Source organism: Cellvibrio polysaccharolyticus, from assembly GCF_015182315.1.
GTDB classification, from domain to species: Bacteria; Pseudomonadota; Gammaproteobacteria; order Pseudomonadales; family Cellvibrionaceae; genus Cellvibrio; species Cellvibrio polysaccharolyticus.
The window spans coordinates 2,977,705-3,000,890 of sequence record NZ_PRDL01000001.1; the positions used below are offsets into that span (position 1 = coordinate 2,977,705).

Annotated in this window: 18 protein-coding genes; 4 read left to right on the forward strand and 14 right to left on the reverse strand. The window is 52.2% G+C overall.

The features are described from left to right. Window positions 1-5 precede the first annotated feature (5 nt). Together C4F51_RS12740 and C4F51_RS12745 are read right to left on the reverse strand one after the other, a co-directional pair. Window positions 6-1,295 carry an efflux RND transporter periplasmic adaptor subunit gene (locus tag C4F51_RS12740; protein WP_193910360.1) on the reverse strand — a complete coding sequence of 430 codons (1,290 nt, stop codon included), beginning with the start codon at window positions 1,293-1,295 and terminating at the stop codon, window positions 6-8. 172 nt (window positions 1,296-1,467) lie between these two features. Further along, window positions 1,468-4,170 carry a bifunctional acetate--CoA ligase family protein/GNAT family N-acetyltransferase gene (locus tag C4F51_RS12745; protein WP_193910362.1) on the reverse strand — a complete coding sequence of 901 codons (2,703 nt, stop codon included), beginning with the start codon at window positions 4,168-4,170 and terminating at the stop codon, window positions 1,468-1,470. Window positions 4,171-4,329: 159 nt separating this feature from the next. Between C4F51_RS12745 and C4F51_RS12750 the strand changes: the two genes are divergently transcribed. Then, window positions 4,330-5,352: a nucleoid-associated protein gene (locus C4F51_RS12750; RefSeq protein WP_193910364.1), complete on the forward strand. Its 1,023-nt coding sequence runs from the start codon at window positions 4,330-4,332 to the stop codon at window positions 5,350-5,352. A 5-nt stretch (window positions 5,353-5,357) separates the two neighbouring features. Here C4F51_RS12750 and C4F51_RS12755 read toward each other — a convergent pair whose 3' ends face one another. From C4F51_RS12755 to C4F51_RS12780, 6 genes are all read right to left on the reverse strand, one after another. Then, window positions 5,358-5,765 (reverse strand): type IV pilus assembly protein FimV, encoded by a 408-nt coding sequence (locus C4F51_RS12755; RefSeq protein WP_193910366.1) that lies wholly within the window; start codon window positions 5,763-5,765, stop codon window positions 5,358-5,360. Between the two features lie 236 nt (window positions 5,766-6,001). Beyond that, window positions 6,002-6,550, reverse strand: coding sequence for a DUF3617 domain-containing protein (locus C4F51_RS12760; protein ID WP_193910368.1), 549 nt, complete (start codon window positions 6,548-6,550; stop codon window positions 6,002-6,004). A gap of 390 nt (window positions 6,551-6,940) precedes the next feature. Then, a complete protein-coding gene (locus tag C4F51_RS12765; protein WP_193910370.1) occupies window positions 6,941-10,144 on the reverse strand; it encodes a glycoside hydrolase family 3 N-terminal domain-containing protein in 3,204 nt (1,067 codons plus the stop codon). A 217-nt stretch (window positions 10,145-10,361) separates the two neighbouring features. Continuing rightward, window positions 10,362-11,216, reverse strand: a complete 855-nt coding sequence (locus tag C4F51_RS12770) for a fumarylacetoacetate hydrolase family protein (RefSeq protein ID WP_193910372.1) — start codon at window positions 11,214-11,216, stop codon at window positions 10,362-10,364. 63 nt (window positions 11,217-11,279) lie between these two features. Beyond that, window positions 11,280-12,008 (reverse strand): SDR family oxidoreductase, encoded by a 729-nt coding sequence (locus tag C4F51_RS12775; RefSeq protein WP_193910375.1) that lies wholly within the window; start codon window positions 12,006-12,008, stop codon window positions 11,280-11,282. A 72-nt stretch (window positions 12,009-12,080) separates the two neighbouring features. Continuing rightward, window positions 12,081-13,292, reverse strand: a complete 1,212-nt coding sequence (locus tag C4F51_RS12780; RefSeq protein WP_193910376.1) for a UxaA family hydrolase — start codon at window positions 13,290-13,292, stop codon at window positions 12,081-12,083. Window positions 13,293-13,330: 38 nt separating this feature from the next. Here C4F51_RS12780 and C4F51_RS18345 point away from each other — a divergent pair, with 38 nt between their 5' ends. Continuing rightward, window positions 13,331-13,588: a hypothetical protein gene (locus tag C4F51_RS18345; RefSeq protein WP_328701371.1), complete on the forward strand. Its 258-nt coding sequence runs from the start codon at window positions 13,331-13,333 to the stop codon at window positions 13,586-13,588. A gap of 47 nt (window positions 13,589-13,635) precedes the next feature. Here the strand turns inward: C4F51_RS18345 and C4F51_RS12790 are convergent, their stop codons facing one another. From C4F51_RS12790 to fucP, 4 genes are all read right to left on the reverse strand, one after another. After that, window positions 13,636-14,685, reverse strand: coding sequence for an aldo/keto reductase (locus C4F51_RS12790; RefSeq protein ID WP_202987680.1), 1,050 nt, complete (start codon window positions 14,683-14,685; stop codon window positions 13,636-13,638). A gap of 371 nt (window positions 14,686-15,056) precedes the next feature. Beyond that, window positions 15,057-15,848 carry an IclR family transcriptional regulator gene (locus C4F51_RS12795; RefSeq protein ID WP_193910381.1) on the reverse strand — a complete coding sequence of 264 codons (792 nt, stop codon included), beginning with the start codon at window positions 15,846-15,848 and terminating at the stop codon, window positions 15,057-15,059. An 89-nt stretch (window positions 15,849-15,937) separates the two neighbouring features. Next, window positions 15,938-16,795, reverse strand: coding sequence for an amidohydrolase family protein (locus C4F51_RS12800; protein ID WP_193910383.1), 858 nt, complete (start codon window positions 16,793-16,795; stop codon window positions 15,938-15,940). An 18-nt stretch (window positions 16,796-16,813) separates the two neighbouring features. Beyond that, complete coding sequence (fucP, locus tag C4F51_RS12805) at window positions 16,814-18,082, reverse strand: L-fucose:H+ symporter permease (RefSeq protein WP_193910385.1); 1,269 nt, start codon at window positions 18,080-18,082, stop codon at window positions 16,814-16,816. 277 nt (window positions 18,083-18,359) lie between these two features. Here fucP and lldD point away from each other — a divergent pair, with 277 nt between their 5' ends. Beyond that, window positions 18,360-19,547 carry an FMN-dependent L-lactate dehydrogenase LldD gene (lldD, locus tag C4F51_RS12810; protein ID WP_193910387.1) on the forward strand — a complete coding sequence of 396 codons (1,188 nt, stop codon included), beginning with the start codon at window positions 18,360-18,362 and terminating at the stop codon, window positions 19,545-19,547. Between the two features lie 324 nt (window positions 19,548-19,871). On the opposite strand, the gene pdxY is transcribed toward lldD, so the two are convergent. Both pdxY and C4F51_RS12820 read right to left on the reverse strand, forming a co-directional pair. Continuing rightward, window positions 19,872-20,750, reverse strand: coding sequence for a pyridoxal kinase (gene pdxY / locus C4F51_RS12815; RefSeq protein WP_193910389.1), 879 nt, complete (start codon window positions 20,748-20,750; stop codon window positions 19,872-19,874). Between the two features lie 23 nt (window positions 20,751-20,773). Next, entirely contained in the window at window positions 20,774-21,565 is a 792-nt protein-coding gene (locus C4F51_RS12820) for a YggS family pyridoxal phosphate-dependent enzyme (RefSeq protein ID WP_193910391.1), read from the reverse strand. 96 nt (window positions 21,566-21,661) lie between these two features. On the opposite strand from C4F51_RS12820, the gene ptsJ reads away from it, so the two are divergent. Then, window positions 21,662-22,957, forward strand: a complete 1,296-nt coding sequence (gene ptsJ, locus C4F51_RS12825; RefSeq protein WP_193910393.1) for a MocR-like B6 salvage transcription factor PtsJ — start codon at window positions 21,662-21,664, stop codon at window positions 22,955-22,957. Window positions 22,958-23,186: the final 229 nt, after the last annotated feature.

Here is a 23,186-nt window from a genome sequence, read left to right on the forward strand (position 1 = left end):
ACCGACTATCTCAGCTTTAAATTGCTGACCGTAGAATTCAGACGCGTTAAATCAGAAGCAATAAACTGATCACCGTCTTTTGCGCCAGACCTGACTTCTATCAGCCGGCCGCTGCTAAAACCAAACTCCAGATTTTTAAGCGTGGCGGTATCATTACTGTTGTTGACTTGATAGAGCATACCGCTACCTTGAGATCGCACACCGGCAGGTCGCTCCATATAGAAAACATTGGCGAGGCGCTCAATTTCGATAAACCCTTCGATATTTTGTTCCGGCCTGGCACTGGCCGGAAGATCAACAGGTAATGCAATTTCAACGCTGACCGTATTGTTGGAGACTACGGGATCAATACGGGTTACCTGTCCTTTGATTTTATCGCGCCGGGTATCTATCAATGCGGCTTGTCCCACCTGAATCAAATGGGCCTGACTCTGGGGTACACGTAAAACCGCTACCAGCGTTTCAATGCTGCCGATCATCGCAATTTCCTGCCCCGGTGCAACAGCCTGCCCTTCTTCAACGGACAGTCTTTGCACCACACCCACGAAATCTGCACGCACTTGCAACCGATCGCGTCGATCCCGAGCCACGTCAAGCAAGCCGGTCATCTGCGCAATAATGTCCTCCTGGATGCTCAGCCCTTCCTTGAACGCATCGCGCACACCGACCAAACGTTGCTTTTGCACCGCTAATCGGGATTTGAGCTGATTTTCATTAGCCACAGTTTCCTGAAAGGTTATTTGAGATACGACCCCCGCCGTATTCAGCTTTTGCTCTGCCTCGCGACGAAACTGAATGGTTTCCAGCTGAGCCTTCAGATCAGCAAGGTCGGCTTCTTCTTTGAGCATTTCCAGATGCTGGTTCAACCGCAGCTGCCTTAAATTGGCTTTAGCCCGTGCGACATCCTGTTCGGCGCTCTGAACAAGATGCTCCAATTCAGGGTTTTCAAGGATGGCAATAACACTGTCGTTGCTGACCACTGAACCGGGGCGTAACAGAATTTCCTTGACGGTGGCTTCATTGATTGACGTCAGCACTCTGAGCCGATTGGAGCGCAATACGCCGTAGCCATCGACCTGCACCAGCAGTTCTCCTTTCTGCACCGTGGCCAGCACAATATCCTTGCGATCAATGGCCACCGCAGCGTTGCTCATTTGCAGATAAATAATCAATGCCAGAAGAAGAATGCCAACGCCTGAAAAAATCCAGGTGGGCCGTTTGAGTTTTCGAGGGGAAGTGCTAGTTTTTACAACGTCCATTGTCTGCGCCCTGCCATTGGCAATATCCTTACCCATTTAAAATTTCGTTGTTATATTTGTAAATAGACCCGGCTTTTAGCGAAAAACAACCGCACCTGAAAAGTCAGGTTGCTGCCTGGCGCAAGGGGCTCAACGTTAAAGCGTTTTATAATGCTTTTCAACACTTTAATGTTTGCTCAAAAGCACCCGAAAAACGCTAACCGGGTGATTACTCTTCAGCAGCTGGTGCAGCCTGCAAGTCCATGTGCATATCAATTACGCCGTCATCGCGCAGATATTTTACGGTGAAACCCAGTTTGCGGGCGAGGTTGGCCATGCCGCCATTTTCCAGCATGGTTACACCGGTTAATGTCAGGGTGTTCTGGTCGCGGCAGTAATCAATCATTTTTTGCATGAGGCGATAACCCAGCCCCAGATATTTATTATCAGAACGCACCGCGATGGCAAATTCCGCTTCGGTATTATCCGGATCGCGTTGCGCATGCACCACACCGAGAATTTCTTCCGCCGCTGATCCGGCGTTTTCCACGGCAATAAAGGCCATTTCGCGCGCGTAATCAATTTGCGTGAAGCGCGCCATTTGTTCGTGGGAGAAACGCGGCATTTCACCAAAATAACGTTTGTAGCGGTCATCACGGCTCAGCGCCTGATCAAAAGCCTGGTGCCGTGTTTCATCCTCGGGGCGAATAGGACGTAACAATACTTCGCGACCGTCCTGCAGCACAAAAATTTCTTCCAGCTCTTTCGGATAAGGGCGAATAGCCAGCGCCCGAGTGGCCGAGAGGGGCGCCACATCCACACTGACATCCAGCGCAACCATTTCATTCGCCATCGCCAGAACCGGGTTGATCGTGAGGCCCACAACATTTTCGTGATCAACGATAATCTGGCTGATTTTGGTGAGCAGAATACATAACGCCTGGCGGTCGAGGGTGGAATGCCATTGTTGCTCGCGAATTTTGCCTTCGGCCAGTGCCTGAATAACCAGATAGCGCGATAACGCCATATTCAAAGGCGGCAGTGCAACAACGGCGTTACGATGAATATTCCATACCGGGCCGGCCTCACCGAGAATAATCACCGGGCCAAAAACAGGGTCTGTTTGCACCTGAATACGCAGCAAATGTGCACCGGTACGACGTGCCATGGTTTGCAGGGTGAATCCGCTAAAAGTCGCATCGGGAAATAACGATTGCACCCGCTGCAAACTGGCATTAGCGGCGTCCTCGACTTCCTGGCGGCTATTAAGATTAAGCACCACGCCGCCGCTGTCCGACTTTAACGGAATGTCAGGCACCACAATTTTCAATGCCACCGGAAAGCCAAGCGCTTCGGCTTGCGCCACCGCTTCGGCCACCGTGGCAGCGGTTTTGGTGGGGATGGTGCTGATGCCGTAAGCATTCAATAACTCGGCCGATTCCTGACCATTCAAATGCAAACGCTGCTCGGCCAACGCGCGGGAAATAATAACACCGGCCAATTCCGGGTGGTGAGGAATGGCATCGCTGACCGAATCAGGAGTTTCCGAAAGTAGTTTCTGATTGCGGCGGTATTCGACCATGTGCATAAACGCACCGATGGCGCCTTCCGGTGTGCGGAAGGAAGCAACCCCGGCTTCGGCGAATAGCTGCCGTGCTTTTACCGCAGCATCTTCACCCATCCAGTTCACCAGCAAATTGGGCTTGCGCCCTTTGTGGCTTTCAAAGGTACGGATCACTTCCTGCGCGTAGGCGGTGGGCGAACTCAACCCGGAGGGCGCATGCATAATCAGCAGGTTGTCGATGCGTTTACTCTGCAATAATACCGACAACACTTTGCCGTATTGCTCCGGCAAGGCATCGCCGAGCATATTGACCGGGTTGAACGCCCGTCCACCGCTGTGAATGATGGTTTGCAGCTGTTCAATAATTTCCGGTTCCAGGGTGGCCAACCGGCCGCCGCGCTGCAAGAGCGCATCAATGGCCATGGCGCTGGCGCCGTTACCGTTGGAGAGAATTGCCAGGTGTTCACCGGTGACCGGCTTGCCATAGGCGAGAGTTTCCACTGCCGCCATCAGTTCGCGTAAATCCCCTACTCGCAACATGCCAGCACGGCGAAAAGCGGCGCTGTATACCGCATCGTCACCAATCTCCGACACATCACAACGTGAGGTCATCGCGGTGATTTCAGTGTTGGTACCGCTTTTAATCACCAGAATCGGTTTGTTAAATGAGGCAGCACGGGCTGCCGACATAAAGCGGCGGCCGTCCTGAATATCATCGAGATACAACAGAATCGCCTGGGTTTTGGCATCGCGGCCGAGATAGTCGATCACATCATCAAAATCGACATCAACACCATCGCCCAAAGAAATAAAATGCGAAAAGCCGATACGCCGCCGACGCGCCCAGTCCAACAGCGTTAAAAACACACCGGATGATTGCGACACAAAAGCAATTTTCCCAACGGTTGCCGACGTATGGGAACAGCTGGCATTCAAACCCAGGCCGGGAACAATAATGCCTAAACAATTAGGCCCCAGAACCCGCACGCCCGACTGCCGGGCAATTTCCAGCATTTGCTGTTGCAAATTGGTGCCTTGTGCGGTGTGCAGGGTGTCAAGGCCGGCGGCAATAACGATAGCGCTGCGCGTGCCTTTGCGCCCCAGCTGCAAAATAATGGCCGGTACGCGTGAGGCGCGGGTGCAAATGATGGCGAGGTCGGGCGCTTCCGGTAATTCTTCAATAGAACGGTAGGCAAGTACGCCATTAACCGCTTTATGGTGCGGTGTGACCGGCATAATCGGGCCATCGAAACGGCCTTGCAGCAAGTTGCGCATCACCACGTAACCGGTGCGTGTGGGCTGGTTGGAGGCACCGATAACGGCGATGGAACGCGGCTTTAACAGTTGCTCAATATGCTGCAGGCTCATAGTCGGCTTCGATCAGTCAATAGACTTTCAGTGTAATCAAAGATGTTGGGCCATTAAACCCGTGCAGACGGCGAAAGCTGTTTTATATCAATCAATGGTAAAATAGCCCGCTTTTACCCTGAACCACTTTTGCTTCCATCGACCGTCGGCATTTTACTTATGGCATTTACGTCAATTATCGCTCACCACATCCACCGCGCCAGCCCTGAATCCCAGGTGACTTCCAACTTGCGCGCTGACGGCTTTACCACCCAGGGCACGCTGCTCGAATGCGCTCAGGAGCTGAAAACCCATTTTATTCGCAAAGGTGGCAAGCAATACGGTCGCTTCTCCGACGATACTGCCAATTTCCCGCTGTCCGCCTGGTTGAAGGAGTACCGCGAGGGTCGCCTGGGTTTTGTCAGTCTCAGCCACAAAGTCACCAGCAACCTTGCGCTGGAAATAGAAAAAACCACCTCAACCCTGGACGGTTATTTATTCTTTATCGAAGAAGCGCTGGAGGCAGGGCAATATCTGTCGATATTTCTCGCCGAGCACCAGCATGCGGTATATCTCGATGCCGAGCTGGATCTCGACAACTCCCGCTACCTGGATACTGCCGGCTTCAACCTGGCGGCCAAAGTACATATCAATGATTGGGAAAGCGGCGACTCAGCCACTTACCTGACGCTGCTAAAAACGCGTGGTGATAAGGATCTGGGTGATGCCTTTGCGCAGGCGGTGGGCTTCAGCGATAAATACGATATCAAAGCCGACACCTCGCGCTTTCTCGATATCGTCGATAACTACAGCAAAAACCTCGATGAGCAAACCGCGCGCGTTACCCGTACCAAGGTCGTGGATTATTGCCTTGAGCAAAGTAAAGCGGGCAAGCCGGTGGTGTTGAATGAATTATCGGAAACACTCGCGACAGAAACCAAACAAGGTGCACCGAATGATTTTGTGCGCTTTGTCGAAACCCGACAGGCAGAGCCACCGCGTGAATTTATTCCCGACTCCAGCCAGATCAGAAATTACGTGCGTATCAGTGGCCGCAACGATGCACTGAGCATGAGTTTTGCCTCGGAGTGTTTGGGCAAAGATATTGAATACGATGCGGAAAAAGATGTGCTGACGATCAATAACATCCCCGCTTCATTGAAAAGCAAATTGCTTAAACATTTGAAGCGGGACAGTGAGTAAACGCCTCAGGGGATAGGCGCAGGCAAATCCAGCAGCGCCGTGTATTCACGCAATACACGGCCGCCCGGCCAGCGCGCTTCAACAATCAAATGCAAAAAAGGCTCATGGATGAAAGAGTGGGATTGCAAGCGGTAATGTGTGGTTTTGCTTTCGACCGCCGCTACCGGTTCAACCGTAATTTCATCGTAAATTAACGGTCGGTCTATCTGGTATTTGGCGAAAGTATTGTGCGAGGCAATGCTGATAACAATTTCTTCTGCGGACAAATTCCCCGCTTCCAGTATTTCCACTTCAGCGTGTAACGCCTGATTGAGCGTGGACAATACTTTTAACTCCCCCAGCCCCACCGCACTACTCTGACTGCTTATCAACAACAAAGATAAAATACCAACAGGCTGTAAAAGTCGTTTCACCGTGTTCCCTCGCGCTCACCTTGCGGTTATAGATCGGGGATTAACCACCCCGTCGTCAAATTTCGCAAAGTGTACCGACATTGACACAGACACAATGAGAACCGCGACACATTTTTGGAGCGGATAGCAGCCAAACCGGCAGTAAGTTTTTTACACCGGAGAAGAAACTCTATGAGAACGGGGAATAAAGAGAGAAAAATGCGGCCTGATGCATCAACCGATCAGGCCGGATTTTTTTAAGGCGCTGGCGGCTTGAGGGTACCGCAATCAGCAGATAGCCACTTTCCGCTTTGTTTGACGTTAACCACTTCCGGCGAGCCGCCGGCCAGCGTGGTGGTGATAGACGCATCACCGGTGTAACTTTTTGGATTCTGGAAATGGATTTCGCCGCTGCCTTTTCCTTGCGGGCAGTCAAATGCTACGCGAAATTTGTTGCTGCCCAATTGCTGCAAATCCTGCTCGCAACCACTATCTGCTTGCGGCAGCGTACCGCTGTCAATTTGTTGCTGGGTCACACACACCTGCACCACTGACAGATTATTACCTAAACCAACGCCTTGTTGCTGCATCATGGATTCGAGCATTTTTCGCTCGGATTCAGGCAGGCTGGCCATGTATTTTTGCGCTTCAGAGAGCGCCGCACCAATTTGCCCTTCAGCCTTGATGGTGAAGGTGTTTTCCCACAGCCCCGGTGCCATATCGACCTTGATTTTTTCTGCCATAACCGCAGAGCTGGCAAAACCGAGCGCAATAACGCCGCAAAGCATCATGTTTTTAACAGTCATATAAAAATCCGTTGCGAGGAAGAATCAACAGTTATGCTAGAACACCCGCTATTGGCCGTAAAGCCGACTAACGCAGGATTGCTGGCGGTGTCGCAATATACAGGTATTTGAGCAAGAGGCATTCGCGAATTGCCCGACGGGCATCACCCTGTCCGTTTGTCATTAGGGTACCTGGTTCCAAAAGCGCATAGATATCCGCAAGCGGAGCCGGACCATCATCGCAGATGATAGTCGTTCCGTGCGCGCAAAACATGTTTTGCTTCATTGCGCACTACACCCCTGTAGCTTCGACGAGTCATCCCTGACTCGACGGTTTTGAAACAAAGGCTCTAACATCAAACTGCACCGCGCTGCATTAGACCTTTCAGCACTTTGAAAAAACCCAATGACTTACTGCCCCAACAGCTTTTTCAATGTGGGTTCCATCGCCTCTGCCCAGCGCTGGTAACCCGTCGGGTTAAGGTGCAACAGGTCAGGCATGATGGAACGCGGCAGTACTTTGTCTTTTTGCAAAAACACAGAACTTACGTCCAGATAAAAAATGTGTTGGTTGTCCGCATAGCCTTGAATTATGCGATTAACATCAAGGTTGATTCTGCGCATAAATGCGTCCGGTTGTTCCTCACGCGGGAAAACGCCCAGCAATAAAATTCGCGTATCCGGCAAACGGGTGCGCAGTTCATCGAGAATATTGCGAATACCGGCGGCGGTTGTTTTGGGAGATTCATGACGGTGACCTGTGTTGTTGGTGCCAATCATCAGCACCGCAACTTTCGGTGAAATACTATCCACCTCACCGTGTTGTAATCGCCACAATACGTTTTCTGTTCTGTCACCACTGAAGCCCATATTTACCGCATTGCGCGAAGCGTAAAACCGCTGCCATACGTCCTTGCCTTCTTTTTCCCAGCCCTGGGTAATCGAATCGCCAATCATTACCAGATCAACATTGCCTTGTTGCACTCTGTCCAGTACCGCCTGATGACGGGGCATCCACCAGGATTTTGCCCAGAACTCGTTCAACGGCGCCGGGGTTACCGATACGGTTTTGTAATCCGGACAAGTGACATTACCCTCGTCTTTTTTCAGGAACATAATATTCGCCAGCGAGACTTCACCCGCACCACCAACACCGATATTAAACGGATGGCTTACCCCGGAAAAATCGTCACCCTCACGATAAAAACAGGCGAGTGGTACGCGCAGGTTTTTCCAGCCTTTGCCTTTTTGCGCTATCGCGGTTTCGGTGAGAGACACTTTACGTTCGCACTCGGGTCCGCACCGCAATTTCAATTCCAGCCCGGCGTTTTCAAAACGAACGACGTTCAGGTCAAAGGCAACCACACCGCCCTGGCGGGCATGATCCTGCAAGTTCAACGGGCGTCCGCCTTCCCAGGTTAAACCGGCAAAGGGCACCGATTTCCAGGTCAGTGTCAATGCATCTTCCTGCACGTCTTTGTCGCTGGTTTTTACGATCACGCTGCTATCAGGTAACGCGGCGTAAGCACCGCTGAGGATTTGATTGCGCTCGTGGTTGTTAAAGAAAATATTCCAAGGCTGCAACGGGCGGCCAACATGGAAACGGATATCCGCCGACTGGCCGCTGGCTACGCCTTTAACCGATTCTGCCAGATCGGACGGCCCGGTTTGATTGCCCTCATAGGTAAGGCCGTAGCCATAAGGAAATAGCGGGTTGTAATTTTTTTGATGAATATTCAACTCGGATTGCAAGGGCAAAGCAGGCCATGAAAACGACAAGGTACCTTTAAAGTCATGATTGACCTGACCATCTGCTTTGGCGAGTAGTACATCGGCAATACCCGCGCCTTCGGTACCCGGCAACCAGGCGGCAACAAAAGCATCAGAAGCATTAATTTCCGGATTCACCCACATAGCCCGGCCGGAAAGAAATACCGATACAACCGGAATGCCTTCCGCTTTCAATTTTTTCAGCAAGGCAAGGTTGGGTTTTTCAACCGGTTCAAATTCCAGCGAATCCAGATCACCATTACCTTCTGCGTAAGGGTCTTCACCAAACACCACCACAGCGACATCCGGTTTTTGTTGATATTTGCCTTGCGGAGACAATTCCACCTGGCCACCGGCAAGTGTCACCGCTTGCTTGATGCCACCATAAATGGAGGTAGCGCCGGGGAAATTGCTGTTGGTATTGCCCGTGCCCTGCCAGCTCACGCTCCAGCCACCGGATTGCTTGCCAATATTGTCGGCACCATCACCCGCCAGCAAAATACGGGCTTGTGGCTTGATGGGTAATACGCGATTTTTGTTTTTCAGCAAGACCAGACTTTCACGCACGGCCTGGCGAGCAACGGCACGGTGATCGGCATGACCAATCAATGATTGGTCGCCAGCCAGGGCACGCTGTGAAGGTTTCTTATCGAACAACCCGGCAATCAACTTGACCCGCAAAATACGGCGCACGGCATCATCAATGCGAGCGGTATCAATTTCCTTGCTTTCCACTTGAGCCAGGGTGTTGCTGATCATGGCTTTCCAGTCGGACGTGACCATTAACAAATCGACACCGGCATTGATCGCCTGGGCGCAGGAGTCGTTGGTACAACCCGGCACCTGACCCTGGCCATTCCAGTCACCTACTACCAGACCTGCAAAACCCATGCGATTTTTCAGCACCTCCGTTAGCAAGTAATGGTTGCCGTGCATTTTTTCGCCATTCCACGAAGAGAAGCTGGCCATAATGCTCAGTACGCCGGCGTCAATCGCAACCGGATAACCGGGGTTGTGAATATCAATCAACTGTTGTTCGCTGATGCGAGCATCGCCCTGGTCGTCGCCACCCAGGGTGCCGCCATCGGCAAGAAAGTGTTTGGCCGTTGCCACAACCCGTTGTTCGTTTAAAAAATCACGACCGGCAGCTTCGCCCTGCAAACCTTCAACCATAGCGCGGGAAAACGTCTTCACCAACTCCGGGTCTTCGGAATAACTTTCGTAGGTGCGCCCCCAGTTGTCATTACGGGCAACAGCCAGGGTTGGCGCGAACACCCATTCGATACCTGTGGCGCGCACTTCTCTTGCGGTTGCTTCACCGATTTTTTTAATCAGCGCCGGGTTACGCGTTGCCCCCAAAGCAATGTTGTGCGGGAACAAGGTCGCCCCGGTGACATTGTTATGACCGTGTACCGCATCGGTGCCCCAGATAATCGGAATAGCTACCGAACCGTCGCTGGCATCCATCGACGCTTTGTAAAATTCATCCGCCAATGACAGCCAATCTCCGGCTTTGGCATTGCTGATGCGGTTGGGCATGGAGCCGCCACCGTTCAACACCGAACCTATGTGGTATTGCTTTGCCTCTGCCGGGGTGATTGACTGAATTTCAGCCTGCATCATCTGGCCGACTTTTTCTTCCAGCGTCATTTTCGCCAGCAAGGCTTCAACCCGCTGTTCGATATCATTTTTAACAAAAGGACTGCTCGCTTTCGGCCATTCACCGGACGCGGTATGGCTGGCACGATGGTCGCCAGCCTGTTGTTGGGTGCAGGCAATCAAAGCCGCAGCCAGCACACCGGCAACGATAAAACCCGTAATAGGACGGCGGGGAAATTTTTTCATGAAGAGATACCTGGAACCCATTGCGATTATTGTTTGGATGGCAAAAAACCGCGTTACCCCTGGCAGCGGGTGCTGCGAGGTAACACGGTTTTACAGCCTGTCAGACATGCGGCATTTATACTCCTGCCATGGCTAACAGTCATTTTTTGTCGGCTAAAGAATTGTCAAGCCAGGCAGTCTGGCCTGTGCAGGGCTCCCGGTATTACTCAGGCGTTAATCAGGGCGTTGCTGACCATGCCATTACCGTTTGTTGCTGAACACCCAGGCCATCAATACCCAGGCTCATGACATCACCCGCCTCAAGGTACAGCGGCGGCTTTTGCCCAAGCCCTACCCCCGGCGGCGTGCCGGTAGAAATAATATCACCCGGTTGCAAACTCATAAACTGGCTGAGGTAGTGCACCAGAAACGCAGGGCCAAAAACCATTTGTCGGGTAGAGCTCTGCTGAAAGGTTTTGTCATTCACTTTCAACCATAAATCCAGATTCAGCGGGTCAGCGATGTCATCACGCGTGACCAACCAGGGGCCAATCGGGCCGAAGGTATCGCAACCTTTGCCTTTATCCCATTGACCGCCCCGCTCCAACTGGAAAGCGCGTTCGGAAATATCGTTGATAACGCAATAGCCGGCAATATGGCTTTCCGCTTCTTCCAGCGCAACATAACTGGCAGCCTTGCCAATCACAACGCCGAGTTCAACTTCCCAATCCAGTTTGGTGGAGTTGCGGGGTTTAATCACCACATCATTAGGCCCGGTAATCGCGCTGGTGGCTTTCATAAACACCACCGGTTCATCCGGCACTGCCATGCCCGATTCGGCGGCGTGGTCTGCATAATTCAAACCGATACAAATAAATTTTCCGACACGGTTAACACAAGCCCCCAGACGCACCGGGGCATCAACCACGGGCAAGGATGAGGTATCCAATGTTGCCAGTTGCCGGAGTGTTTTGTCGTCGAGCGCGAGGCCATCAATATCTGCTATATGAGCAGAGAGATCGCGAATAACACCGGCTGAGTCCAGCAAGCCCGGCTTTTCTTCACCCGCGTTGCCATAACGTAATAATTTCATAAGTCTGCTCCACTGGTTACATCAGAAATAGAAAAGGATTGTCGGCGGTATTTTGCCGAGCGATCAATTGCTCCAGCCGCCATCAATAATATGGGTTGTACCGGTTGTGAATGCCGCTGCATCGCTGGCGAGGTATAGCGCCAGCTCGGCAATTTCCTGCGCACTGCCCAGCCGCCCCATCGGTTGCCTCGCGACAAAATTTTTATACGCGGTGTCGTAATCACCGGTTGCGTGCATCCGTTGCTCAAGCGATGGCGTTTGTACCGTACCCGGGCAAATGGCATTGCAGCGCACTCCCTGAGTCACAAAATCGGCGGCCACGGCTTTGGTAAAACCTATCACAGCCGCCTTGGTCATGCCGTAGGCAAAACGGTTGGGCGCGCCTTTGATGGAACTGGCCACTGATGACATATTAATTATCGAACCATTGCCGGTGGTGATCATGCCGGGCAGAAATGCACGCACCATGCGATACATGGAGGTGACATTAATATCGAAAGAAAATTGCCAGGCTTTTTCATCGCAATCGAGAATCGTGCCGTTGTGCACATAACCGGCACAATTGAATAACACATTAACCGGGCCGGTTTCCTGGCTGAATTGCACAATCGCCTCGGCGTCGAGCACATCCAGCTGGCGCGTCTCGCAATTTTCCAATTGCGCCAGTGACGCGGCATTGATATCCGTTGCGATAACACGTGCACCTTCAGCGGCAAACAATTCGGCGGCGGCTTTGCCAATCCCCTGACCGGCACCGGTAATCACTACGACTTTTCCGAGCATTCTGTTCATAAAGAAACCTTTTCAGGAGTTTTATCGTTATTGTTAAAAAGCGTCTTCAATTGACGTTAATAATTTTCGGTGTCAGCCGCTTACCCGTAGCGGCAAACAACCAGGGCCAATCGGTTCAAACGATTTATAGGTGAGAATAAATTCCTGATGCCCGAGCGCTTCAGAAACGCTCGGACTACCGCAGGCAACATCAATCACTTTGTTATAAATTTCATGGCCGACTTCATCCAGAGACGCTTCCCCTTCAAGAATGCGCCCGGCATTGATATCCATGTCGCCCGATAACTTGCGCCAGGTTTCCGGGTTGGCACAGACTTTAATAACCGGAGAAACAGCAGAACCGACCACCGAGCCACGCCCGGTAGTGAATAAGGTTAAATGACAACCGCAGGCGATCAGTTCAACAATTTCTGCGTTGTCGGAAATATTCGGAAAGCCGAATCTGGGTTCGCCATCGGGCACCACGTCCAGCAAATACAAACCACCCGCCGTGGGAATATCCCCCGGTTTGATCAAACCGCTAATCGGCGATGAACCGGATTTTGAATAGGCTCCCATGGATTTTTCTTCGAGGGTGGTGAGGCCACCGTCAGCATTACCGGGGGCAAAACTGCCAAACCCCATCACCCGGTAATAGTGTTCGGCTTTTGCGACGCAGGCTTCAATTTCCTGGCCCAATGCCGGTGTGATAGCGCGATCCGCCATAATGGTTTCACAACCGATCAGCTCGCCGGTTTCTTCAAAAATACAGGCCGCGCCTTCTTCTACCAGAAAATCAAAACACCGCCCTACCGCCGGGTTGGCGCTGATACCGCTGGTGCCATCCGAGCCGCCGCAAATGGTTCCAATAATCAGCTCGTTAATCGCCATGGGAACCCGCGTTACGCTGGCCACTTGTTGGCGCAACCGTTCCACCGCTTCAACGCCAGCGCTGGTCGTTGCCAGCGTGCCACCATTTTCCTGAATAATCAGCAGTTCCGCCGGTCGTCCACTTTGCTGAATCAAGGATAAAAGTTTGTCGCGGTTCATGCTTTCGCAGCCTAGCGACACCAGCAGCGCACCGCCCACATTCGGATGGGTGCAGATAGCGGTCATCATGTGAAAAGCATATTCATTGGGATAACAGCCCGGGAAGCCGATCAAATGCACATCGGTTTGGTTAGAGAGGTTTACAATGCGTCGGCTGACGTGGTGCGCGCACTCCACCAGGTAAGCAACAACAATAATATTGCGGATGCCTTTACGCCCGTCCTGCCGCAGATAACCGGATAAATTATTGTTCATCAGGATTCGCTCCGCTGACTGTTTTGCCGTGTGCGTGTATGGCTGGGGATATAATCACTTTGCATGTTGTGCATGTGCACATGTTCTCCTCGCTGGACCGACGTCAACAGCGAACCTATCGCAGCACCGTATTTATAAATTTTTTCACCCGTCTGCAAATCAGCTCGCGCCACTTTATGCCCCACCTGGATGGCATCGGCACTGACAACCTCCGCACCATCAATGGTCACGCCATCACCCGGTTGAATGTGCCGGATGCAGACCAGGACATTGTCTGCCGGGTGCAAGAGAATTAACGCGTTTTTATTTTCAGTGGATGCCATTTTATTGCTCTCATCGCCCATCATTTTTCAGCAACTCGCTTTATGGATGCAGATGGCACCGGTGCATCGGGATGAATAAGTTGCTGCTGATGAAGCGCCTCCCAAAATGCAACCGGGATTGCAAAGTTCATCAAGGCAACTGCCGACAATAATTCTTCATTATTGGAAAAACCGGCCAATACATGGCTTACCACCGGATGTGCCACGGGAAATTGCAACGCGGCCGCCGCCAGAGGCACGCCAAACTCGTAACAGATAACTTCCAATTGTTTAACGCGGTCAATCACAGAGGGCGGCGCCGGTTGGTAGTTGTAATACCAGGGGCCTTCACCCCCGGTACCGCTGGCAAGAATGCCGGAGTTAAACGGCGCCGCGGCGATAAGCGAGACCCGCCGTTGTTGACACAAGGACATAAAATGATCGCAAGGTTGCTGTTCCAGCAAGGTGTAGCGGCCGGCAAGCAGGATGCAATCAAGGTCGACAGCGGCCAGCAAGGTTTCACCAATTTGCCACTCGTTGGCACCCAGCCCTATCGCCCGAATCAGGCGCTGGTTTTTCAATGCTTCCATGGCGCGATAGCCGCCTTGCAGAAAATCCTGCAGATAGTGTGGGTGTGCGTCGCCATGGGTTTGCCGGCCAAGATCGTGTATCAGCAGCGTATCGATATAGTCCGTCTGCAAGCGCTGCAAACTGCTCTCGAAAGAGCGCATTACGCCATCGTAGCTGTAATCAAACACCGGCTCGAAATCGGCAGCGCCGGCAAATCCGTGTCGAACATATTCCCCACGACTAACCGGCTGCAAACGACGCCCGACCTTGGTTGAAAGTTCAAAGCTTTCGCGAGGAAGCGATTGAATAGCCCTGCCCAGGCGTTGCTCGCTAAGCCCGAAACCGTAATGCGGGGCGGTATCAAAGTAGCGAATACCCGCATCGAAAGCAGTGCGTACCGTGGCGATAGCCGCTGCCTCGTCGACTTCGTGGTAAAGGTTGCCAATTGGCGCTGCACCAAAGCCGAGCGCTGCAACGCCCCGACCACTCCCCGCACAGGAAGGAAAAATTGAATGACTCAACAGATGGCCTCGTTTTTATAATTAAAAACCACATTGCTAATAAAAAACATTCTACGTGAGATCCGCAGAGAAAAACACCGCTGCGCCCGGTCTTTTTGTGACAAAAATAAAAATTTATAAAAATAATCAGGTCGGCGCTGCGCCTGCATCAACGTAAAAAGCGTGAAAGCCAACAGGGAGAAAAAACCAGCCACAAAAAACAAAGCCGGTATTGCAAAAAACAATACCGGCTTCCGGAAAGGTAGAGGCAAGCGCCTATTCACTCAGGAGAAAAATGCCTGGACTGCAGCGCTATAAACCTCTGTAAAAGATGCAAACTGGCAAGAAGTCAGCGTTAAACAACCGCCTGAAAAGACGGGCCTGAATGACCGTCAGTCGTTAAGGGCTTCGGAAATTTTTCGGGCCGCCAACTGTAAACGCTCAAGCACTTCCGCCTGACTGGCACTTTGCGATTTGATTTTAATAAAGGGAACAATAAGGCTGGCGATGGCACCTTGCATACCGGCCACTGGCACACAGATATCAGTGATGCCTTCAACAAAATCACTGGGAGATTCAATATAGCCTTGCTGCGCCGCCTGTTCAGACCGCTGCAAAAAAGGCGTTATGACGGCTTCGCTGGCAGTCGCCTGCAAACGCGGCAACCAATGGCTTTTCATCTCTTCGGTGGCATGACCGTACAACAAAATACCGGAGTTGGTTTCTACCAGCAGGCGGCGATAACCTACCCGTACGGAAAAGCCTATATCCATCGGGCTTTCAACACGCGCCACCACCACAATTTGATCCCCGGAAGGCACCACAAGGTGGCAGGATTGCCCAACTTCGCGCGTCAATTCTTTCATGATCGGCAGTGCGGCTTCCAACAATACGCGTGCAGAACCCTGGGAGATACCCAGCGTAAATAATTTGTTGGTGAGAGTGTAGCCGTCACGACCATCGCCTGCGGCAGCAATGTAACCGCGAAACTCCAGTGCCAATACCATGCGGAATAATTCGCTCACCGAACGGCCGAGCATATTGGCCATTTGCGATGTCGTCATGGGGACGCCCTGGCGGGCGAGTAACTCGAGAATATCCAGTCCTTTCTCCAGGGCCGGAGCCCGGTACTTGCGTTCGTTGTCATCCTGTAACGATTCGACCTGAGCGTGTTGAGCTTTCATAGTGTTCCACTTTTATTATTTGAGAATTCCCGGAAACCGAATCACTGTAACCAGTAAAGCTGACGCCACAACAGCGCAGCGCAAAATCGTCATTTTAACCGGCTGATGCCATAGAAGCGCAATACATTCCCTTCGGTAATTGCATATTTTTCTGCGGGCGAGCAGTCGGCCAGCAAGCGCATTGCTGTTTCGCTCCAGTTTTCATAACCAGCCAGCTGCGGATTGGCAGCAAGGTTGACTACAGGCCAATCGCTACCCCACATTAACCGCCCCGAGCCAAACCAATACAACAGCCGCTCAACACACTGTTGCAACACCGGCTCACACTGGCTCGCAGCCATTTCTGTTACCAACCCGGAGAGCTTGCAATACACCTGAGGCTTGGCAGCAAGTTTTTGCATGAAGTATTGCCATTGGCGAGAGTCTTCTACCGAACCCGGTGACAAAGGAGGTTTGGCGGCATGGTCAATCACCACCGGTAATTCAGGATATTGATCGGTAAGGGCGTCCAGATACGGCAAGTGTCTGGCAAACACCAGGGCATCAAAACACAAATTTTCTTCAATAAGGCATTGGATGGCGGGCTGCTGTTGCGGTTTCATTATCCAGCCGTCGTCTGCCATGGACTGCAACATGGGCCGCACGCTACGAAATTTCGGGTTGGCTGCCAGCTTGCGAATTCGCTGCTGCGCGCGGGCATTCCCCAGATCCACCCACCCTACCACCGCCTTGATAAATTGACTGCGTGATGCCATGGCAAGCAAGTAGTCGGTGTCTGCATCACTTTCCTGGGACTGTACCAGTACGGTGCCGGTAACACCTTTTTTTCTGGCGAGATGTTTCGCTTCCGTCAAATCAAAATCCCGATAAATTGCGTTCAGATCCGGTGTAGGCCAGACGCAACCATGCGAACCGATTTTCCATAAGTGCTGATGTGCATCAATCATATTGTTATTCTCGTTGTATTACGCTTTTTCGCGGCGCAAGCTGACCCGCGCAAAAATAGCTACCACCATAAAGCAGCACAAAGGCACAATCACAGCCGTGTGAATGTTGGCAACATCCGAAATCAGCCCCATCAGCGCTGTTAACAAAGCGCCGCCGATAATTGCCATCACCAGTAAGGAGGAGCCGGCTTTGGACAGCGGGCCGAGATTTTTTATCCCCAGCGCAAAAATAGTGGGGAACATTAACGACATAAAAAAGGTAGTGGCGGTAAAGGCAATCATGCCGGTTTTAGTGGGGAAACAGATAGCAATTACACACAACACCACATTGATGCAGGCGAATAGCCACAACAGCCAGGTTGCGCGAATTTTTCCCATCAACGCCGTCGCCACAAACCGCCCGACCATAAAGGCGATTAACGAACAAAAAACCCAAAAGGCGAGATGTTTTTCGCCGACGCCAGGCAAGGCCTGTTGACCATAGCGGATCATAAAACTGAAGATGCAAACCTGCGCGCCCACATAAAAAAACTGCGCCATCACGCTGGTCATAAAATAGCGCTGTTTAAGCAGCATTTTAAAGTCTTGCAACCGACCCGTGCCCGACTCGGCCGCCGCCTGCTTTAAGGCAATAGCCGGAAACGACACCCGCCATACCACCAGCGCCCAGACAATAACAAAACAACCCAACAGCAAATAAGGCGTTTGCACCGCTTGCACTTCCATCTCGTAAAGCGCCAGTAACGCCTCCGGAGAAAGTGCCGCCAGGTCCTCCCCGGTGTGCTCGATGCCAGACAGAATAAATTCCTTGCCGATCCAGATACCGGTCAGTGCGCCCAGCGGATTAAAAGATTGCGCAAAATTCAAACGCCGTTCGGCGGTTGCCGGGTCGCCCATGGCAACGATGAGCGGATTGGCAGAGGTTTCAAGAAAGGCGAGCCCGCTGGCAATAACAAAGAGCGCCAGCAGAAAAATGTAGTATTGGTGCGCTTGTGCCGCAGGGTAAAACAACAAGGCACCCACCCCGTACAGCAACAACCCGAACACAACGCCGGATTGATAACCGAAGCGGCGCAAGTAAAGCGCCGCAGGAATGGCAAACACAAAATAGCCAAAATAAAACGCCATTTGCACCAGACTGGATTTGAAATCCGTCAGTACAAAAGCCTTTTTAAATTGCGTAATGAGAATATCGTTTAAGTGGTTGGCCATCCCCCATAAAAAAAAGAGGCTGATGATTAAAAACAATGGCCATAGCACACGGGCGCTTTTCGCGGTTGCAGGCATAACATCTCCGGAATTATTTATTTTTATGGTAGCCAGAAGGTAAACAGGTACAGATAATTCTTATTGGTTTATATTTAAAATAGCATTTACAGATAAAATAGTACAGACCACAGAACCAGCCCGGTCAGGCAGCCTGAAGACCGGGATAAGTGTTCTTTTTCAAACAAAACCAATCATAAAAAATCACTTTCAGTCAGTTTTGGCAAAATTTCGATAGTTTTTCGTCTTTCGAAGGCATAGAATCTGTCAAAACATAACATCCGGACACTATTCGACGATGATTCCTGCCAACTACACTGACTACCGCGAACTGGCCCGTAAACGCTTGCCACACTTTTTATTTGAATATATTGATGGCGGCGCCTTCAGCGAAACCACCTTAAGGCATAACGAACAGGATCTGCAATCTATTGGCGTGCGCCAACGGGTATTACGCGATATTTCCAACGTTTCCACCAACACGCATTTATTCGGTCAGGATTTTGCCCTGCCGATTATTCTCGCCCCGGTGGGCATTGCCGGCCTTAACGCCCGGCGCGGTGAAGTGCAGGCAGCACAAGCGGCCGAGCACAAAGGTATTCCGTTTTGTTTATCCACCGTGTCGGCCTGCGCCATTGATGAAGTGCGCAGTGGTGTAAACCAGCCTATCTGGTTTCAGCTTTATATGATGCGCGATCGCGGCTTCCTTCGCGAAATGCTGGCGCGCGCCAGAGAAGCCGGTTCCCGCACGCTGTTGTTTACCGTAGACATGCCGGTGCCAGCTACCCGCTATCGCGATATTCGCTCCGGGCTGTCGGGCGGGAGTTTGATCAGACGTAAACTGACACGGGTAACCCAGGTAATGCGCCGCCCGGGCTGGGCGTGGGACGTGGGTTTATTCGGCCGTCCGCATACGCTTGGCAATATTGCCCCGGTGCTCGGCGATAAGGCCGGTATTGATGAATTCTGGTCATGGCTGGGCAATAATTTTGACCCCACCGTCACCTGGAAAGATATCGACCGCATTCGTGAAGAGTGGTCCGGCGAGCTGATTATTAAAGGTATTCTCGACCCGGATGATGCACGCCAGGCTGCAGCACTGGGGGCGGATGGTTTGATTGTTTCCAACCACGGTGGTCGCCAGCTGGATGGTGCCAGCTCGTCCATTCGCGCCTTACCGGCCATTGCCGATGCAGTGGGCGATGACATTACCGTGTTGATGGACAGCGGCATTCGTAGCGGGCTGGATGTGGTAAGAGCGCTGGCGCTGGGTGCCAAAGCGGTGATGATTGGTCGCCCCTGGGTGTACGCCCTGGCGGCACGTCAACGTGCCGGCGTAGAAGATTTACTGGATCGTTTTGCCAGTGAGATGCGCGTGGTGATGGCGCTTTCCGGCTGTAATAGCCTGTCTGATATTACGCCGGACATTCTCGATTTATCGCCGTCCGACATCAAAGCACAGCTGCGCGAATTGCAGCAAAAATAAACGTCTTAATTCAACCTGCTGACAAACTCCGGATCAGTAGATGCGAGTTTAGCGTCAGGATGTTTATTCCAAAACTGTCGAGTCAGGGACGCCCGCCATGGATGGCGAAAGTTAGAGCAACGCGGTTGGCGCAACGCAGGAGCAGTTGCCGTTGACTCGTCAGAGCTACAGGGGTGTAAGGCGCATGAAGCAAAACATGTTTTGCGCGCACGGAACGACCATCATCTGCGATGATGGGCCGGCTCCGCTTGCGGATATCCATGCGCTTTTAGAGCAAACATCCTGATGATAAACGGACAGAACGGCACCCATTGCATAGTTTGGTTAACCGGCACTCATAGACCGCGCGATCAACTGAAAATCAAAGGCCATTTCCGGCCAGCCCCGATCGCGGGTTTGTTCCAGCATTCGCACCACATAATCGGCAGCGACCCGCGCGGCTTCCTCCAACGGTTTTTCCTGCAACAATTGTTGCACCAACAGCGCGCTGAACAAATCACCGGTTCCTTTCGGGTTGCTATCAATCCGCTGGTGACTGATATGACCGCTGGTTGCTGCGGTTACCCAGGTCATCCCGATTTCGCTGTCCAGCCCCGACAGCGGCGGCGTGCTGGTGACCAACACCCACCCACGGCCACCACCGCGACATTGCTGTAACAAACAACGCGCTGCCGATTCAATTTCCTCGTGCGTACGCACAGGGCGGCCAGTCAGTTTTTCCAATTCAAAAAGATTGGGCACCAGACCATCGGCCAGGGGTAGCAACCAGGTTTTATAAGCGTCAACCAGCCGCTCATCAACAAACACGCCCTGCGCATAATCGCCAATCACCGGATCAATTTGCACACGCAATTGCGGCCAGCGAGCACAAGACGCGGCAATCCATTCCGCCAGCGCGCGAGCTTGCGCCGGATCACCGAGAAAACCGGTGAGAATCACTTTTGCCTGCGCCGTTACACCGCGACGATCAAGGTCAGCAAGAATACCCTCAAACCAGCTTTGCGGAATCACACCACCGTGAATGGAATCATAATGGGGTGTATTGCTGAACATCACCGTGGGCACCATGGATACCCGCAATCCCGCTGCCTGCATGGCTGGCCAGGCAATACTGTTGCCCACATAACCGTAGGCCACCAGCGATTGCACTGAAATTACATCAATAGCCGCAGGCCCCGTTTCTATCGCGCAGGAATTTGTCATAGCTGTGTTCATCGTTGGGAAAATCAGTTGGCAGGAATGCCAGGCCAGTAATGAGCGTCCGGTAGCGCGCGGGCACCAAAAATTGCCTGGCCGATACGAACAACCGTCGCACCTTCTTCGATGGCCATTTCAAAATCGCCCGACATGCCCATGGATAATTGGTCCATTGCTATTGAGGGGTCAACACTGTCGCGCAAGCGATCGCGTAACTGGCGCAGGCGAATAAAGCATTCACGCACCCGCACCTTGTCTTCCGAGAACAATGCCAGCGTCATAAAACCTTTTACACGCAGCGAAGAAAAAGCCGGCAGCTCCCGCATAAACGCTTCCACTGCCTCGGGCGCCAAACCGTATTTGGAAGGCTCTGCCGAGGTGTTCACTTGCACCAGCACATTCAATGAGCGCCCTTCGGCCTGTAACCGACGGTCCAGCTCTTCCGCCAGACGCAAGCTGTCCAGCGCCTGAAATTCGTGAGCGAAACGGGCAACAACCCGCGCTTTGTTGGTTTGCAAATGACCGATAACAGACCAGCGAAGATCGGTAAGATCTGCCATCTCAACGGACTTATTCCAGGCTTCCTGTACCTTGTTTTCCCCCAGATCGCGACAACCCGCCGCATAAACCAGGCGCAAACGCTCCGCGTCTACCGTTTTTGAAACCGGCAACAAACGCACCTCGGAAAGTGAGCGGCCACTGCGCTCGCAAGCGGCGGCAATGCGCCCCTGAATGGATTCAAGGTTGCCACGAATCTCTTCCAGACTGGACGCCTGGGCGTAGGCAGGACGTACCCTTGAAGATAAATCAGAATCGCTCACACCACAGCCCTCAACACGGAAAACACACAGGATGCATTATTAATCAGCAGCCGTTAAGATTGTCATGGGTCAAATTATACATTGGCATAGGACAAAATGAGAATAGCAGGCAAAAGCGCGGCCGATATATTTGAAAGTATCCGTGCACTGGTACAAAACGGACAGCTGCCCCCCGGCGCGGCTTTGCCTACGGTGCGTGATCTGGCGCTGCAACTGACCGTTAATCGCAATACCGTTGCCGCGGCCTATCAACGGCTGGTTACCGCTGGCATTGCAGTAACCCGCGGCCGCCACGGTACCTTTATTCGCGAACGCCAGGCGCCCGGCGAGCAGGAAGGCAGCCCGTTTGATTCACCGCTCACCGATGTTGCCAGCGGTAACCCGGCACCTGACCTACTGCCTGATCCGCTGCAGTATTTGAACCGGGAAGCTTATTCAACCCGCCTTTATGGCGAAGCGGTGATCAATCCTGAACTTGAAGCATTGGCTATCGACTGGTTTCGTGAAGACTGTGCCAACCCTTACGAAGTTAATATCACCCACGGTGCGGTGGACGCTATCGAGCGTCTGTTGATTACCCACCTGGTCACTGGTGATAAAGTCGCTATCGAAGACCCCTGCTTTCTCGGCAGTATCAACACACTGCGCTTGAAAGGTTTTCAAATATTACCGGTCGCGGTGGATGAACGTGGCATGCGACCGGAAGCACTGGCACAAGCACTGGCAGAAGGCGCTCGCGCTGTTATTTGCACACCGCGAGCCCACAACCCGACCGGTTGCAGCGTGGATGCTGCAAGAGCAAAAGTTTTAAAAAAGCTGCTGGCGCAACATCCCAACCTGCTCATTATTGAAGACGATCACTTTGCCTTGCTCGCCAATACACCCTGCCATTCGCTGGTATCACCAACCAATCGCTGCTGGGCGATGGTACGCTCGGTTTCCAAATGTTATGGCCCGGATTTGCGCATTGCCTTTGTTGCCAGTGATCCGGAAACTTCACAGCGTTTACGTATGCGCCTGGCTTCCGGCACCACATGGGTGAGCCATATCTTGCAAAATATTGTTTTCAATTTATTGCGCAGCAAGGACGTAAAAAAAATTGTTGCCGCCGCGAGAAACAGTTACACGGAAAAAAGAACACGGCTTATCCATGCACTGGAGAAAAAGGGTATTGCCGTGCAATCACAGGCTGATGGTCTTAACGTGTGGGTTTCACTCACGGCGTCTACTGCCAGTGTCACCGAGCGGATGGCGCAATGTGGATGGCTGGTGAGAAACGGGGAAGGTTTTTATGTCAGCAACTCGCAACCGGCATTGCGCCTTACGATTGCAACCTTGTCACTTTCACAAATAGAAAATCTGGCTGATGATTTGTTGCAGTGCCTGGACTGATATTACAAAAAATGAAGGCCTATTCGGTAAACCCTCAGTTTATTGACAAGGCCAATGCCATCCTGTCCGTTTTTCATTAGGCGGTTTGCTCCAAAAAACGCATGATAAATTGGCAGGATCGCCAATTTGCACAGGGAAGCTGACCGCAGGGTTAGCCACATGGATGTGGCGAATGAATCATTCCCTGTAGCTCCGACCAGTCAACGGCAACTGCTCCGTGTTGCTCCAA

Coding starts and splice junctions, on each gene's coding strand:
- C4F51_RS12760 (WP_193910368.1), bottom strand. CDS start 6,550: ATGACTGTTAAAAACATGATGCTTTGCGGCGTTATTGCGCTCGGTTTT.
- C4F51_RS12795 (WP_193910381.1), bottom strand. CDS start 15,848: ATGAAAGCTCAACACGCTCAGGTCGAATCGTTACAGGATGACAACGAA.
- C4F51_RS12740 (WP_193910360.1), bottom strand. CDS start 1,295: ATGGGTAAGGATATTGCCAATGGCAGGGCGCAGACAATGGACGTTGTA.
- C4F51_RS12770 (WP_193910372.1), bottom strand. CDS start 11,216: ATGAAATTATTACGTTATGGCAACGCGGGTGAAGAAAAGCCGGGCTTG.
- C4F51_RS12750 (WP_193910364.1), top strand. CDS start 4,330: ATGGCATTTACGTCAATTATCGCTCACCACATCCACCGCGCCAGCCCT.
- lldD (WP_193910387.1), top strand. CDS start 18,360: ATGATTCCTGCCAACTACACTGACTACCGCGAACTGGCCCGTAAACGC.
- C4F51_RS12800 (WP_193910383.1), bottom strand. CDS start 16,795: ATGATTGATGCACATCAGCACTTATGGAAAATCGGTTCGCATGGTTGC.
- ptsJ (WP_193910393.1), top strand. CDS start 21,662: ATGAGAATAGCAGGCAAAAGCGCGGCCGATATATTTGAAAGTATCCGT.
- C4F51_RS12775 (WP_193910375.1), bottom strand. CDS start 12,008: ATGAACAGAATGCTCGGAAAAGTCGTAGTGATTACCGGTGCCGGTCAG.
- C4F51_RS18345 (WP_328701371.1), top strand. CDS start 13,331: ATGGCTGGGGATATAATCACTTTGCATGTTGTGCATGTGCACATGTTC.
- C4F51_RS12765 (WP_193910370.1), bottom strand. CDS start 10,144: ATGAAAAAATTTCCCCGCCGTCCTATTACGGGTTTTATCGTTGCCGGT.
- pdxY (WP_193910389.1), bottom strand. CDS start 20,750: ATGACAAATTCCTGCGCGATAGAAACGGGGCCTGCGGCTATTGATGTA.
- C4F51_RS12745 (WP_193910362.1), bottom strand. CDS start 4,170: ATGAGCCTGCAGCATATTGAGCAACTGTTAAAGCCGCGTTCCATCGCC.
- C4F51_RS12780 (WP_193910376.1), bottom strand. CDS start 13,292: ATGAACAATAATTTATCCGGTTATCTGCGGCAGGACGGGCGTAAAGGC.
- fucP (WP_193910385.1), bottom strand. CDS start 18,082: ATGCCTGCAACCGCGAAAAGCGCCCGTGTGCTATGGCCATTGTTTTTA.